The 14,334-nt window shown below is 51.4% G+C and carries 14 protein-coding genes; 7 read left to right on the top strand and 7 right to left on the bottom strand.

Annotated elements, in window-relative coordinates; translation table 11 throughout:
* Positions 1 to 19 precede the first annotated feature (19 nt).
* A complete protein-coding gene (locus QUF18_RS18230; RefSeq protein WP_445482826.1) occupies positions 20 to 1,060 on the top strand; it encodes a nickel/cobalt transporter in 1,041 nt (346 codons plus the stop codon).
* Between the two features lie 7 nt (positions 1,061 to 1,067).
* Here the strand turns inward: QUF18_RS18230 and QUF18_RS18225 are convergent, their stop codons facing one another.
* From QUF18_RS18225 to trhO, 6 genes are all read right to left on the bottom strand, one after another.
* Entirely contained in the window at positions 1,068 to 1,292 is a 225-nt protein-coding gene (locus QUF18_RS18225; protein WP_289388707.1) for a hypothetical protein, read from the bottom strand.
* 123 nt (positions 1,293 to 1,415) lie between these two features.
* Positions 1,416 to 2,087 carry a GNAT family N-acetyltransferase gene (locus QUF18_RS18220; protein WP_289388706.1) on the bottom strand — a complete coding sequence of 224 codons (672 nt, stop codon included), beginning with the start codon at positions 2,085 to 2,087 and terminating at the stop codon, positions 1,416 to 1,418.
* A 39-nt stretch (positions 2,088 to 2,126) separates the two neighbouring features.
* Positions 2,127 to 3,248, bottom strand: coding sequence for a molybdenum ABC transporter ATP-binding protein (modC, locus tag QUF18_RS18215; protein ID WP_289388705.1), 1,122 nt, complete (start codon positions 3,246 to 3,248; stop codon positions 2,127 to 2,129).
* Positions 3,248 to 3,931 (bottom strand): molybdate ABC transporter permease subunit, encoded by a 684-nt coding sequence (gene modB, locus QUF18_RS18210; RefSeq protein WP_374807212.1) that lies wholly within the window; start codon positions 3,929 to 3,931, stop codon positions 3,248 to 3,250. The genes modC and modB overlap by 1 nt, the downstream gene beginning before the upstream one ends.
* Positions 3,932 to 3,943: 12 nt before the next feature.
* Positions 3,944 to 4,699, bottom strand: coding sequence for a molybdate ABC transporter substrate-binding protein (gene modA / locus QUF18_RS18205; RefSeq protein ID WP_374807213.1), 756 nt, complete (start codon positions 4,697 to 4,699; stop codon positions 3,944 to 3,946).
* 114 nt (positions 4,700 to 4,813) lie between these two features.
* Positions 4,814 to 5,737: an oxygen-dependent tRNA uridine(34) hydroxylase TrhO gene (gene trhO / locus QUF18_RS18200; protein WP_289388702.1), complete on the bottom strand. Its 924-nt coding sequence runs from the start codon at positions 5,735 to 5,737 to the stop codon at positions 4,814 to 4,816.
* 233 nt (positions 5,738 to 5,970) lie between these two features.
* On the opposite strand from trhO, the gene QUF18_RS18195 reads away from it, so the two are divergent.
* A complete protein-coding gene (locus QUF18_RS18195; protein ID WP_289388701.1) occupies positions 5,971 to 6,594 on the top strand; it encodes an N-acetylmuramidase family protein in 624 nt (207 codons plus the stop codon).
* 52 nt (positions 6,595 to 6,646) lie between these two features.
* Positions 6,647 to 7,285, top strand: a complete 639-nt coding sequence (locus QUF18_RS18190; protein ID WP_289388700.1) for a 2-dehydro-3-deoxy-phosphogluconate aldolase — start codon at positions 6,647 to 6,649, stop codon at positions 7,283 to 7,285.
* Between the two features lie 68 nt (positions 7,286 to 7,353).
* On the opposite strand, the gene QUF18_RS18185 is transcribed toward QUF18_RS18190, so the two are convergent.
* Positions 7,354 to 9,192, bottom strand: a complete 1,839-nt coding sequence (locus QUF18_RS18185; RefSeq protein ID WP_374807214.1) for a peptidoglycan L,D-endopeptidase MepK — start codon at positions 9,190 to 9,192, stop codon at positions 7,354 to 7,356.
* Positions 9,193 to 9,852: 660 nt separating this feature from the next.
* Between QUF18_RS18185 and QUF18_RS18180 the strand changes: the two genes are divergently transcribed.
* The 4 genes from QUF18_RS18180 to omp10 all read left to right on the top strand — a co-directional run bounded on the left by QUF18_RS18180 (position 9,853) and on the right by omp10 (position 14,233).
* Positions 9,853 to 11,709, top strand: coding sequence for a M3 family oligoendopeptidase (locus QUF18_RS18180; protein ID WP_374807215.1), 1,857 nt, complete (start codon positions 9,853 to 9,855; stop codon positions 11,707 to 11,709).
* Positions 11,710 to 11,714: 5 nt separating this feature from the next.
* Positions 11,715 to 12,887 (top strand): aminodeoxychorismate synthase component I, encoded by a 1,173-nt coding sequence (locus QUF18_RS18175; RefSeq protein ID WP_289388698.1) that lies wholly within the window; start codon positions 11,715 to 11,717, stop codon positions 12,885 to 12,887.
* A 9-nt stretch (positions 12,888 to 12,896) separates the two neighbouring features.
* Positions 12,897 to 13,538: an aminotransferase class IV family protein gene (locus QUF18_RS18170; protein ID WP_289388697.1), complete on the top strand. Its 642-nt coding sequence runs from the start codon at positions 12,897 to 12,899 to the stop codon at positions 13,536 to 13,538.
* Positions 13,539 to 13,852: 314 nt separating this feature from the next.
* A complete protein-coding gene (gene omp10, locus QUF18_RS18165; RefSeq protein ID WP_289388696.1) occupies positions 13,853 to 14,233 on the top strand; it encodes an outer membrane lipoprotein Omp10 in 381 nt (126 codons plus the stop codon).
* Positions 14,234 to 14,334 lie beyond the last annotated feature (101 nt).

The raw sequence follows: 14,334 nt of genomic DNA, 5'->3' as shown, positions 1-14,334 counted from the left end.
CATACTGCTTACCTGTCTTTTGCTTGTCTCCGTATCGCAGACATGGGCGCAATCTTCCTTAGGCATCGGCGCCAGTGAAGTCTCACTGCAACCCACCGGCCCCTTTGCGCATCTGATCTTATGGATTAATGCCGAGCAAAAACGCTTTTATCTGATGATGACTACAGCGCTCAAAGCCATGCGGGAAGACCCGTGGGCAGCATGGACGCTTGTCAGCCTGTCCTTTCTCTACGGCATATTACACGCCGCAGGTCCCGGTCACGGTAAAGCAGTGATTTCATCCTATATGATTGCCAATGAGACAGCTTTGCGTCGCGGCATTTTCCTGTCTTTCATTTCATCCATTTTGCAGGCAATTTCTGCCATTATTCTCGTAACCCTTGCATGGTTTGTATTACGTAGCATTGGCATTACGATGGGTGCAGCCGGACGCTACATGGAAATTGCCAGCTATGTGCTGGTGATCCTCTGCGGTATCTATATTCTCATCCGTAAATTCCGCGCCAAACCACAGGCTTCGCCGGTCATACCGGCAGAGGTTGCGGCACCGTCACCTGTCTGGCAAGGTTCACTTTCAGCGGCTGCAACACAAAAACCGACCGCGCTCAACACATCCATGCGGCTCAAATATCAGCCTGCCAATGCCAAATCAGCGACTTTCGATCATGAGTTTTCCGGCAGCGGCGCCAATTGCACCGCTTGCGGCCACAGCCATCTTGCAGACCCGTCCACGCTGGGTGGTGATTTCAACTGGAAAACCGCCTGGGCAGCCATCATCGCTGTGGGTGTGCGCCCCTGCTCCGGCGCCATTATTGTTCTGACATTCTCGATGCTCAACGGCCTGATGCTCGGCGGCATTCTTTCCACATTTGCCATGGCAATCGGCACATTTATCACTGTGGCTGCACTGGCAACTTTGGCTGTGACTGCTAAGAACACCGCTTTGCGACTGGTCAAAAACCCGCTGATGTCAACGCGCCTGCAAACGGCGATCGAGGTCGCCGCCGCATTGTTTATCATTCTCACCGGCGTGCTATTACTGACTGCCGCCCTGAGTTAAACATCGGTCAATGCTGGCGTTTTTTCTGTGCTTTTGCCCGCAGCCAAAACACTGCGAAAAACGCCATGACAAAGACAATAGCAATCAATGCGGCCAGCACATGGCTGTAAGGCCCCACTGCCAGCATAATGATTGGCATGAAGTAAAATAGCGCACCAAAAACCACCAGTATCAGTGCGGCGGCAAGTGCAGAGTTGCGTGTTTCATTGTTATTTTTTTGCGGCGCCGTCATGTGATCCTCCCCGATCCTGACTACTGCACAATTCCTTAAACCTGAATCAGTTTAAGGTAAAATTATGCTGTAAATATAAAGTGTTAGAGCGAGTTTTGTGCACCCAAGAGGGTGCACAAAGCTCTAATTGCGAAACGCTTCCAGCTTTTGAATTTGCTGCCCGCTCGCGTCAAAATTCTCAGGAGCCAACCAGTTTTGATAAGCTTGTTTCAAGGTCGGCCATTCGCTGTCGATCATAGCATACCATGCCGTATCACGGTTCTTGCCTTTAACAATCAGATGCTGGCGGAAAATACCTTCAAACTGGAAGCCGAAACGCTCTGCGGCACGTTTTGACGGCAGATTGTCATTATTACATTTCCACTCGTAGCGGCGATAGCCAAGCTCATCGAAGATATACTGCATAAACAAATATTGCGCTTCTGTTGCCGCTGGCTTGCGGGAGATCAGCGGTCCCCAATAGACATTGCCGATTTCAATACTGCCGTTTTCTGCATCAATACGCATCAGCGCCTGACGACCCGCGATTTTGCCTGTAGCCTTGTCGATAATGGCATAAAACAGCGTCGTCTGGCTCGCTGCGGATTTCTCCAGCCACGGACGCATGTCTTCCAATGTTGCGGGAACAGTATCAAATAACCATGTAAAACGGCTGTCTGCATCATCAACGCTGGAGGCCTCAAACAAGCCTTGCCCGTGCTTATCAGCATCAAGTGGCTCCAGCCGGACATAGCGCCCTTCAAGAACCTTACGTTCGGGCAACGGACGTGGTGTCCAATCAGACAAATCCCGCATAATTATTTCTCCTCATTTTGTGGGAGAAATGACCATATTTTATGACGTTTGCAAACTGATTTCATTTTGCTGCAAACGGGCAGCACTGCGATCTATCGACACTGCTTTAATGAGCGCGAAAATTTGATCGCCCTTCTGAAGATTGAGATCCTGTACAGATTTGCGTGAAATGCGCGACAGCAACTGCACATCACCCAATTGCAGATTGAGTTCCGCAAAAGGTCCGTCATCCGTTAGAATAGAATTGATCACCACGGGAAAAATATTACGGATACTAATATCAACCGGCGCATAGCGTGACAAAGACACATCACGGGAGCGGATGCGCAACCGCACCTTCATGCCTGTTTGCAAAGCGTGATCTGTAAGCTGGAAACAATGCCCGCCAATGGCGATTTCAGCCATGGCATAAGCATCATCACTGCGGGTGACTTCTCCCAGCAACAACACACTTGTTGTATCGCCTGTGCCATCAATCTGGCTGAAAATATCAAACACTGAACCGCTTTCCTTCACCCGTCCCCGCTCCAGCAACACGAGCGTATCTGCCAGCCGCGCAACCTCATCCACCTCATGGCTGACAAAGACGATTGGCAAACCACTCTCATCCCGCAGACGCTCCAGATAAGGCAAAATCTCCTGTCGCCGCGCATGATCCAGCGATGACAGCGGCTCATCCAGCAACAGCAGTCGCGGCGCTGACAGCAATGCCCGACCTATGGCAACGCGCTGTTTTTCACCGCCGGACAATTGATGCGGCTTGCGCTGCAACAATGCACCGATTCCGAGCAGTTCGGTGATTTCTTCAAGCTTGCGTTCGGGTTGGCGTTTTCCTGCCCATTGCGCATAGGTCAGATTGCGCAACACACTGAGATGCGGAAATAAACGGGCATCCTGATAGACATAGCCGATATGGCGTTGCTCAGGCTTCAAATGTATATTTTTGGCGCTGTCAAACAGCACTAAGTTGCCAATCGCAATCCGCCCTGCCTCAGGTTTCAGGGTTCCGGCAATCATCCGCAGCAAAGTGGTTTTACCCGCACCGGAGGCACCGAATAGAGCAGTCACGCCGGTTTCTGCACGGAAAGCCGCCTCAACACGAAAGCCGCCATTGCCGCCTTTGACATTCAGTTCAAGTGCATTGGAAGAAAGCTTTGGCATTACTTCCCTCCTGCCGTGAGGCGACGCTGCAACCATTCGGATAGAACTACCGCCAGAACTGACAATACCACGGAGACCAGAATAAGCTTCAGCGCAGCGGCATCACCGCTCGGGCTCTGCATCAGCGCATAAATCGCCAGCGACAGCGTTTGAGTCTCACCCGGAATATTGGAAACGAAAGTAATTGTGGCGCCGAATTCGCCCAGTGCCTTGGCAAAACCCAGCACACTGCCGGCAATAATACCGGGCATAAGCAAAGGCAGTGTCACAGTCATAAAGGCTTTGATCCGCCCTGCGCCGAGAGTGCGGGCAGCTTCTTCCAAACCCTTGTCAATATTTTCAATGGCCAACCGCATAGGGCGGATCAGCAACGGCAAAGCCATCACGCCGGCAGCGAGCGCTGCGCCGGTCCAGCGGAAAGCAAAGCTGAAACCAAACCATTCCAGCAACAAACTACCGATAGCGCCACGCGCGCCGAACAGCACCAGCAGGAAATAACCGGTAACGACCGGCGGCAAGACCAAAGGCATGGTCAGCACCGCCTGCAACAGACTTTTGCCGGGGAAATCATAGCGCGCCAATATCCACGCAAAACCAAAAGCAACCGGCATCGCCCCGAGAATAGCAATTCCTGCTATTCTCAAAGACAATGCGATGATTTCCATTTCCGGCGTAAGCATCATCAAACCAATGCTTTATTTTGCATCGGCCGCAGGCACAAAGCCTTTATCGGCAATGATTGCCTGTCCGGCATCACTGCGCAGGAACGCCAAAAAGGCTTTCGCATTTTCATCTGGCGTACCAACCAGTGCTGCCGGATACAGAATTGGCGCATGGCTGGATGCAGGGAAGCGGTAAACTTCTGTCAGTTCCGGCACCTGCGCACGGTCAGACGCATAGACAATACCGGCATTCACTTCCCCACGGGAAACATATTGCAGAGCAACACGTACATTCTCTGTAAATACTGCATTGGCAGAAACATCAGCCCAGATGCCGAGCTTTTCCAGAGCGGCCTTACCGTATTTACCGGCAGGCACATTGGAAGGATCGCCCATCGAGAAACGTCCGGCTTTCAGGATTTCAGCCGCTTCCGCAGGTTTCGCATCTTTAGCTCCGGCGATCACCAGCGCATTACCAGCAATTACAGCGCGGCTATCATTATCGATCAGCTTGCGTTCCTGCACATAATCCATCCAGTCGAGATCCGCTGAGATGAAAATACCGGCAGGCGCACCGGCTTCAATCTGTTTTGCCAGCACCGAAGAAGACGCATAGGACGCGGACACTTCCGAGCCGTTTTCAGCTTTAAATTTTTCTGCCGCCGTATCAATCACGTCTTTCATGCTGGCTGCAGCAAAGACAACAATTTTCTCTGCCGCAAAAGTCGGCAGGGCAGTACCAGCCAGCAGGCCAAGCGCAACAACAAATCTGATCATGACATCCCTCAATATTTTTCAATCATTATATTTCATCATGCATAACGTGTCCTAACCCATGCATCAAGCAATAAAAAAAGGCCCTCCGAATGGAGAGCCTTTGATAAAAATTCAACTTATGTGAAATCAATCTCCGATATGCTGCTTGGCACCGCGCTCTTTCGCCAGCAATACCTGACGCTGACGCTCGGCATAACGGGCACGGTCAGCATCACTGCGCTCATGATAGCAGCTATCGCAAGAAATACCTTCCTCATAGAACTGAGACAATTTGCTTTCCGGTGTCACCGGATTACGGCAGGCGCGGCACAGCTCCACATCACCTTCAATCAGACCATGACCAACGGAAACGCGCTCATCAAAAACGAAACACTCACCTTCCCATCGCGTGTCTTCCGCAGGCATATCTTCAAGATATTTCAGAATGCCGCCTTTAAGGTGGAAAACATCGTCAAAGCCTAAGCCTTTCACGAAAGCAGTTGCCTTTTCGCAGCGGATACCACCCGTGCAGAACATGGCAATTTTCTTGCCTTCCATCTCACCGCGATGCTCTTCAACCCACTGCGGGAACTCGCGGAATGTCTTGGTCTTCGGGTCAATCGCGCCTTTAAAAGTACCAATGGCATATTCATAATCATTACGTGTATCGATGAGAATCGTATTTTCATCATCAATCAGCGCATTCCACTGTTCCGGCTGCACATAGGTGCCGACGCTCTGCAATGGATCAATACCTTCCACACCCATGGTCACGATCTCTTTCTTGAGACGTACCTTCATGCGGTTGAACGGCATCTGGCTAGCTGTCGAATATTTCAGTTCAATATTCTGCTCGCGCAAGGCAGGAATAGCTTCAATGAAAGCAATCAGCGCGGCAATGCCGGACTGGGTTCCGGCAACGGTGCCGTTCAACCCTTCAGCAGCCAGCAGCAAAGTTCCTTTGATACCATTCTGGTCGCAAAGTTCAGTTAGCGGAGCCTGATAGGCTTCAAAATCCGGAAAACGCGCAAAACAATAAAGCGCAGCAACAGTGAAATGTGCCTCACACATAGATAAACCTCAAAAGCTGGTCGCCTCGCAAAGGCGCTGCCGTGATATTCCGCCTGACAATCACAAAATTTGTCAGACAGCCGAAAACAAACGAATTTGTCTCTTTGTGCTGTAACGCCGCTTTACGCTGATTTCAAGATCATGGCCGGATTTTGCCTGCATACTGAGGGATCTATCCCCGCCCTGAACGGCCATGGCAAATTCACAGCGGTTTTGTTTCAGGAGAAATGGCGATGTTTAATGCAGATATCAGGGATATGTTTCTAAAAGCAGGGCGCGAACACGATCTCGATCCCGCAGCATTGGCCGCTATCGCCCAAACAGAAAGCGGCGGCATTGTAACCACCCGTATCAATGGTCACGATGAGCCCTTAATCCGTTTTGAAGGTCATTATTTTGACAAGCGTCTCAGCCCTGCGGATCAGGCAAAGGCCAGAGCATTAAAACTCTCTTCTCCCAAAGCCGGAGCTATTCGCAATCCTGCCACGCAAGCTGCACGCTGGCAGCTGTTACAACAAGCCGCGCAGATTAATCGCGATGCAGCATATGAATCCACATCTTGGGGCGTCGGACAAGTTATGGGAGCCCATTGGCACTGGCTGGGTTATCCCTCTGTGATTGAAATGGCTGAGACTGTGCGCCAATCCGTACAACAGCAGATTGAGCTGATGTGCCGCTTTCTGACCTATAGCCATTTACGCGATGCACTCAATAATCACGATTGGCAGAAAATCGCTTATAACTACAACGGTCCACTTTATGCGAAAAACCAATATGACCGCAAACTGGCACAGGCCTATGCGCTTTATCAGCCTTTGTTTCCGCCCTCCCGTCCCCTCACCCCGTTAACAGCATAGACAAAACCACGCTTGCCCGTTAAATCGATTATAAAACAATCGTGAGGGTGAGATGTCGCAGAAAACTGAAAAGCTGATTCCAGTTATGACGGGTCAAACTGTCATTCCGGTACTGTTAATTGACAAAGCGCAGGACGCTGTGCCGCTTGCACGCGCTTTAGCCAAAGGTGGCCTGCCTGCCATCGAAATCACCCTACGCACTGAAGCAGCGCTTGATGCAATCCGTGCAGTTGCGGAAGAAGTACCGGAAGCAATTGTCGGCGCAGGTACAATCCTCAATGCACTTCACTATGAACAGGCTGTGCGTGCCGGTTCACAATTCATTGTCAGCCCCGGTGTGACCGATGCTATTCTGGATGCAGCAGAGCAAAGCGACATCCCGCTACTGCCAGGTTGCGCCACCGCCAGCGAAGTGATGTGCTTGCGCGAGCGCGGCTACACCCATGTGAAATTCTTCCCTGCTGAACAGGCCGGCGGTGCGCCCTATCTCAAAGCCCTGTCCTCCCCGCTCGCAGGCACATACTTCTGCCCGACCGGCGGCATCAGCCTCAGCAATGCGATGCATTACCTGAACCTGACGAATGTGCTTTGCATCGGCGGCTCGTGGATTGCACCAAAAGAACTGGTTAATGACGGCAAATGGGATGAGATTACAGCTCTTGCCGCAGCCGCAGCAGCGCTTAAAGGCTGAGTTTTATTATCATTTACAGACATAAAAAAGGGGGCTTTCGCTCCCTTTTTTATGTCCCGTTACAGAGATCAATTCATCTTTGAGAATTTAGCAATCGGAATGAAAGTCACTGCATTGCCTGTAAAGCGGTGCGCATTACCGGCAGGCAAATCTTTCTGGAAACCAGCGGTATAAACAACGGTTGGTGCCTGACGCATTGCATCATTACGCAGGACCGGATTTGAAACCGGAACAACCTTGGCGACTGGCTCACTTGAAATAACCGCATCTGTTGCCGCATCAGCAGGCTGGAGCACAGCATTGGCCGCAGCTTTTGCAGTCGTCCGGTCTGAACGACCTGCTTTTGCAGTTGTACGGACAGTCTCGGCGCTTACAGCATTATTCTGAGCGCTGGCAGCAGGATTACGTCCGGATTTACCACCGCGCATATCTTGCGGCATCACCATAGCAACCTGCTGTTCCTGAGCCTGCGGGCGTGGAGCCTGCGGCGCAGGGATAGCGGCAGTATGGTCACTATTGCTCAACAGATCAGCAATCACATCCTGACCGGCATCTGCACGCGCGACAGACGGCTCACGAACTGCCTCCGGTCGGGTTGCAGGAATTGCAGCCGATGCGAGAACTGTATTAATTGCCTGACCGGCGGCCTGCGGACGCTGTACCGGAACCGGCACATAACCGCTCAGCATAGGATTGGTATTCGTGCTTCCGGTATCTGCAGCAACCAGCGCTGCAATCTGGTCATTAGCTGGTTGTGCAGGTGCAGAAGGCGCACCCGAGGCACCGGCAAATGCCTGCGCTTCCAGTGTGTTCGGTGGCGGAGGCGCCATCGCCATCAGCACTTCCGCCTCAGTTTGCGGACGTTTGGTTGGCAAAGGCACAGCAAAGGCCATTGCAGCTTCTGCATCCGGTGTCATTTCCACGGGAGCAGCAGGGCGCGGTGCATTCATTGGCACCGGCGCATTACGGGCAGGCAGAGCCGCAATCACAGTTTCTTGTTCAGGTTCAGGTGCACGATTTGGTACGGCAGGAACCGGAGCCTGACGGGCAGGAACGGCAGCTGCAGGTGCATTGCGTGCAGGACGGGCATTTGCCACGGCACGGCTGCTACCTTCACCATTATCTTCTTCTTCGTCAGCACCACCACCAAACAGCATGCCAAACAGGGATTTGCTCTTTGGCTTGGCAGACGCCATCTGAATACTGCCACCACCGGCCTTACGAGCCTCATAGGCAGCAAGTGCCTGCTCATAACCCGGCAATGGCTTGCCGTCGGTTGGTACGTGAATTGTCTTACCATCCGGGAAAACTGCCAGCAATTCGCGGCGGCTCAGGCGCGGCCAATGGCGCACACTGCCCACATCAAGATGCACAAACGGCGAACCGGAGGTCGGGTAATACCCTACGCCACCGATCTGATAGCGCATAGCCGTATCGCGCAGCTTCTTCAGCGGCACGCCCGGAATATAGAAATCCATCGCCTTACCAAGCGTATGCTGACTGCTTTTCGCAACACCGCGTGTACGCGAGCGCAACATAGAGTTGGTGGCCGGAGAACGGTAAGCGGAAACAACTGTAATATAATCGCGGCCACCGGCAGTCTGATAAACCTGCCAGACCAGATCGAACAAGCGCGGATCCATCTTGGTCGGCTCGTTACGGCGCCAGTCACGCAGGAAGACATTCAGCTTCTTCAAGCCATCGGGCAGATATTTGCCGTTTTTCTTAAAGGTAATTTCGGCACGTTCACCGGTATGCACAAAATGCAGCTTCAACGTACGGGTTTCGGCTGCAGCCTGTGACGGTGCGAAAGCTGTAACAGCCGTGAAAACAAGAGCCAGCTGCGCGCTGAGTTTAACAACCCTGCTCGCCCAGCCTGCCAGTTTAGATGTTTTGCTGTTTTTCAATTTCGAATGCCTTACCGTTTACAGTCACGCTATTCAGATGAATATCGGATTTAATGGTTAATAGACACTTATTGAACAGACAATGAGTTTTCAGCATGACGAAAAAACCGCATTCGGGAAGCACTTTCCATCATGGTAAAGAGTTTATGAACAAGTTTTTCAATCTAAGGCTGTGCCAATTTTAAATTACACGCAATTCACCTGCAAAATCCAATCGCACCCCTAAATGTTGCATATATGCACCATCTGATTGAAAATATTCATCTTTCATAACGAATTTACAGCTTGCTCTACTTACAGCTTTGCAAAAAACACACGACGGCAATCACAAAATTTATATATTATTTCAGAGATATAACCGACTTTATACGGACAATTTCCACACCAAATCGCTCACGTTATTTCTTTTACGTAACACAATGTGATGGGATAAATGCCCTAATTCGGGGAACCAAATCGGCTTTTCACTCTCCTTAAACAGAAAATGCCCAAATCAGCGAGCAACCTGCAAGTGATTTGCTGTCACAGATTAACGCCATGAACAAACCGGCACCTGCATTTCTGCCCGCAATTTTCACGCTGATGAGACATATGAAATCTGTGCAGGAACGTCCTATATAGTCATCAGTCATGAAAAGAATCGTATGAGGTTGAACCGTTATGAATTTACACAACCACGCAGAGTTTCTCCGCATGCCAGCCGATGCACCGCAAGCACAGGCCGCAGCATCAACGGATCTGAGCAATCTGCCACGCTGGAACCTCACCGATCTTTACCCTGCGCCGGATAGTCCTGAACTCAGCCAAGACCTTAAACTCTCAGCGGAGCGCTCCGTTGCCTTTGAAACCAAATGGAAAGGCAAGCTGGAAGCGGAAGTCTCCAAGGCACAAGGCGGCAATTTCGCCGATGCGATCAAAGAATTCGAGCAGCTTGAAGAGCTGATGGGGCGCATCTACTCCTATGCAGGTCTGCTCTATGCGGATGATACATCCAGCGCGACCAATGCCAAGCTCTATGGTGACGTGCAGCAGAAGCTGACTGATGCCAGCAGCCATCTGATTTTCTTCTCGCTGGAACTTAACCGCATTGATGATGCCCTGCTTGACAAGGCAATCACTGACAATCCGGCCATTGGCCACTATAAGCCGTGGCTGGTTGATCTGCGTAAAGACAAGCCTTATCAGCTGGATGATAAGACCGAAGCGCTGTTCCATGAAAAATCCGTCACCGGTTTTGGCGCTTGGAACCGCCTGTTTGATGAAACCATGAGCGGTTTGCGCTTTACAATCGACGGTAATGAACTGCCGATTGAGCCGGTGCTGACCATGTTGCAGGATGCCGATGGCGCAACGCGCAAAAAAGCATCGGCAGCGCTTTCCAAAACCTTTGGTGAAAATCTGCGCCTCTTTACGCTGATTACCAACACGCTGGCCAAGGATAAGGAAATTTCCGATCGCTGGCGAGGTTTTGAAGATATTGCTGACAGCCGTCACCTGGCCAACCGCGTGGAACGCGAAGTTGTCGATGCACTGGCCAGAGCGGTCAATGATGCTTATCCGCGTATTTCACATCGCTATTATGCGCTGAAAGCCAAATGGCTTGGTCTTGAGCAACTCGACAACTGGGATCGCAACGCACCGCTGCCGGAAAGCTCACAGGCGACAATCGGCTGGGATGAGGCAAAAGCGACTGTGCTTGATGCCTATGCAGGCTTTGCGCCGGAAATGGCCGATATTGCCCGCGACTTTTTTGACAAGAACTGGATTGACGCCCCAAGCCGCCTCGGCAAAGCACCGGGGGCTTTTGCGCATCCGACCGTGCCTTCCGCACATCCTTATGTGCTGCTCAACTATCTCGGTAAGCCGCGCGATGTGATGACCCTTGCCCATGAGCTGGGTCACGGTGTGCATCAGGTGCTGGCTGCGAAGCAGGGCGCATTGATGGCATCCACCCCGCTGACTTTGGCAGAAACCGCATCGGTTTTCGGGGAAATGCTCACCTTCCAGTCCCTGCTCGCAAAAGCCAAGGACAAGCGTGAGCGTAAAGCTATGCTCGCGCAAAAAACCGAAGACATGATCAATACTGTTGTGCGCCAGATCGCCTTCTATGAGTTTGAACGCAAAGTGCATACCGAGCGCAAAAACGGCGAACTGACCGCTGAACAGATCGGTGAAATCTGGATGGAAGTGCAGCGCTCAAGCTTAGGTCCGGCAATTCGCCTCAACCCGGGCTATGAGAGCTTCTGGACATACATTCCGCACTTCATCCATTCGCCATTTTATGTCTATGCCTATGCATTCGGTGATTGCCTCGTGAACTCGCTCTATGCGGTTTATCAGAACAATCCTGAAGGCTTTCAGGACAAATATTTCGACATGCTGAAGGCTGGCGGCACCCGCCATCATTCAGAACTGCTGGCACCATTTGGTCTCGATGCATCTGATCCGGCGTTCTGGCAGCAGGGTCTGTCGGTCATTGAAGGCATGATCGATGAGCTGGAAGCGATGGAAGACTGATCGCTGTGATCCCGCATTCTTCTGAAGCCACTATCCTGTTTCGTGATGATGTTGAACAGCAGTCCATGCTGTTCAACAATCCTGAGCAATTGATCATCATCGAGCAGGCTTCGGATTTTGAGGCGGGTTTTGCTGCACTGGAAGCGGCACGCCGTCAAGGAAAATGGCTGGCTGGCTATTTCAGCTATGAAGCAGGCTTTTTGCTGGAGCCGAAGCTGGCACCATTATTGCCGGAAAACCGCCGCGTGCCACTGATGTGCTTTGGCGTTTTCAATGAACCACCCGCGACTATATCTGACGACACGCCGCCAGAAGACACCAATGCCGGTCTCTCAAACTTCCACGCCGGTTGGTCACAGAGCGATTATCAGCGGTGCTTTGATCGTCTGCACCGTCATTTGCGGGAAGGTGATTGCTATCAGGGCAACCTGACCTTTCCGATCACGGCACAGTATCATGGCGCGCCGGAAGCCCTGTTTAACGAACTGAGCAAACGCCAGCCGGTGCGCTACAGTGCATTTATCAACCTGATGCCGCAAGACAAGGCACCGCTTATCCTGTCTCGCTCACCGGAGCTTTTCTTTGAGGTTGATAAAGACGGCTGGATTGAAACCCATCCGATGAAGGGCACTACGCCGCGGGGACAAACCCCGCATGAGGACGATGCCTTTCGTGATTTTCTGATCCACGACGAGAAAAGTCAGGCCGAAAACCGCATGATCGTGGATTTACTGCGTAATGATATCTCGCTTATTAGCGAAGTCGGTAGTCTTTCGGTACCCAAACTGTTCCATGTCGAGCGCTATCCGACTGTGCATCAAATGGTCAGCCATGTACGGGCTAAACTTCTGCCCGATCTCACAATCCGACAGGTTTTTGCAGCACTGTTCCCCTGCGGCTCAATTACCGGCGCGCCTAAAATCAGCGCCATGACAATTCTTCATGCGCTGGAGCAACAGGCTCGCGACATGTATTGCGGCTCTATCGGCTGGATCGCCCCATCAGGCGAAATGCGTTTCAACGTCGCCATCCGTACGCTGTCACTTTATTCTGACGGAGAAGCCGTTCTCAATGTCGGCGGCGGTGTGGTCTATGATTCAACCGCAGAGGCCGAATATGCCGAATGTCTGCTGAAAGCCCGTTATGCAACCGGTGACAGCCATGTCTCCGGCACATGAGGTGCCAAAATGCAAAAACCTGATTTTGGTCTGATCGAAACTTTGCGCTTTGAGCCTGCCAATGGTTTTCTGCGATTAGAGCAACATTTGCAGCGCCTGCAATCTTCAGCAAAAGAACTCGGCTTTGTCTTTGATGAGGCTATTATCCGCGCAGAGCTACAATCACATGGCAAAGGCGATCAGGCTTTGCGTGTCCGGCTTTGTTTAATGCCTGACGGCAGGACTGATATCATCACCGCGCCGTTCCAGCCCCTGAGCACAGATACGCACTGGGTTTTGGCGGTTGCTGAAACACGCCTCAACAGCACTGACCCGTTGCTACGTCACAAAACCACCCGCCGAGAAATTTACGAGACCGCACGGGCAGAGTTCACGCCAATGCAAGCGGATGAAGTCCTGCTACTCAATGAAAAAGATGAATTATGCGAAGGCACGATTACTTCTCTTTTCATTGATATGGGCGATGACCTGTTGATGACGCCGCCTTTGGAATGCGGCTTGCTCAGTGGTGTATTCCGGCAGGAATTACTGCAAAGCGGCAAAGCCAAAACCGCAATCCTCACCATGCAGGATTTGCAAAATGCCAAAGCAATTTTTGTCGGAAATTCATTGCGCGGTATGATTGCAGCGCGGCTTGCAGTGAAAGCCTGACAAAACCGGCCTCAAAATGCCATGCTTACATTCTAGAGCGGTTTACATCCAGCTTAGATCATGGCGCTGGCTCTAGATTCTTTAGTTTGACGCATTCTCATGCCATTCAAGTAACCCAACTTGAATGTGAAATGCTCTAACTTTCCCACCACAAAAACAAACCCAAAATGCTACGAACACCAAGATGTGAGGTAAAAAAGCAACAGATACAAGGCTCTTGATGGTTAAGAAACCTATAATGCTCTTGTATTTAGCAGCAATTCCATACATCAAATTACTATAAAAATTTTGCAGAATCCCGGGAGAGCTCGCTTATGAAAACATTCCGCACGGCCGCATCCCTTTGTTTGGCTGCCACACTTGCTGCCTGTACAACCTATGGCCCGATCAATGATGGCGGTGGCAACAATGTTCCTACCCGTCCGGCCAATGCCGGTCTTGACGGTGGCTGGGTTGATGCCAACGGCATTACATCCAATTTCAACGGCGGTATTTTTGAAACCCGTACAACAGACACCAATGAAAAGCTGGCAGAAGGTAATTACCGTTATCTGTCTCCGCGTCTGGTGGAAATTGATATGCGTTCAATCGTTCGCGGCACCACATCCAAGGTCAATTGCGCACAGGTAACCCAGTCACAGCTCAATTGCACCACATCGACAGGTTCGCAGTTCTCGCTGACACGTAAAGCCTGAACCACTGCGCTTTGAAATTCAGAAACGCCCGTAGCAAGCTGCGGGCGTTTTTGCGTTCTGGCATCCCAAAATAGGGAGATGCAAAGAGCATTCGTCATATT

The sequence above is a fragment of the Pseudochrobactrum kiredjianiae genome, assembly GCF_030362795.1.
GTDB lineage: Bacteria > Pseudomonadota > Alphaproteobacteria > Rhizobiales > Rhizobiaceae > Pseudochrobactrum > Pseudochrobactrum kiredjianiae.
Note: the sequence above shows the minus strand (reverse complement) of the source record. Positions and strands in the feature narration are given on the sequence as shown.

What these genes read in the sequence shown, in the direction of transcription:
- QUF18_RS18225 (WP_289388707.1), bottom strand. Translation starts at nt 1,292, where the DNA reads ATGACGGCGCCGCAAAAAAATAACAATGAAACACGCAACTCTGCACTT.
- QUF18_RS18220 (WP_289388706.1), bottom strand. Translation starts at nt 2,087, where the DNA reads ATGCGGGATTTGTCTGATTGGACACCACGTCCGTTGCCCGAACGTAAG.
- modC (WP_289388705.1), bottom strand. Translation starts at nt 3,248, where the DNA reads ATGCCAAAGCTTTCTTCCAATGCACTTGAACTGAATGTCAAAGGCGGC.
- modB (WP_374807212.1), bottom strand. Translation starts at nt 3,931, where the DNA reads ATGATGCTTACGCCGGAAATGGAAATCATCGCATTGTCTTTGAGAATA.
- trhO (WP_289388702.1), bottom strand. Translation starts at nt 5,737, where the DNA reads ATGTGTGAGGCACATTTCACTGTTGCTGCGCTTTATTGTTTTGCGCGT.
- QUF18_RS18195 (WP_289388701.1), top strand. Translation starts at nt 5,971, where the DNA reads ATGTTTAATGCAGATATCAGGGATATGTTTCTAAAAGCAGGGCGCGAA.
- QUF18_RS18190 (WP_289388700.1), top strand. Translation starts at nt 6,647, where the DNA reads ATGTCGCAGAAAACTGAAAAGCTGATTCCAGTTATGACGGGTCAAACT.
- QUF18_RS18180 (WP_374807215.1), top strand. Translation starts at nt 9,853, where the DNA reads ATGAATTTACACAACCACGCAGAGTTTCTCCGCATGCCAGCCGATGCA.
- QUF18_RS18170 (WP_289388697.1), top strand. Translation starts at nt 12,897, where the DNA reads ATGCAAAAACCTGATTTTGGTCTGATCGAAACTTTGCGCTTTGAGCCT.
- omp10 (WP_289388696.1), top strand. Translation starts at nt 13,853, where the DNA reads ATGAAAACATTCCGCACGGCCGCATCCCTTTGTTTGGCTGCCACACTT.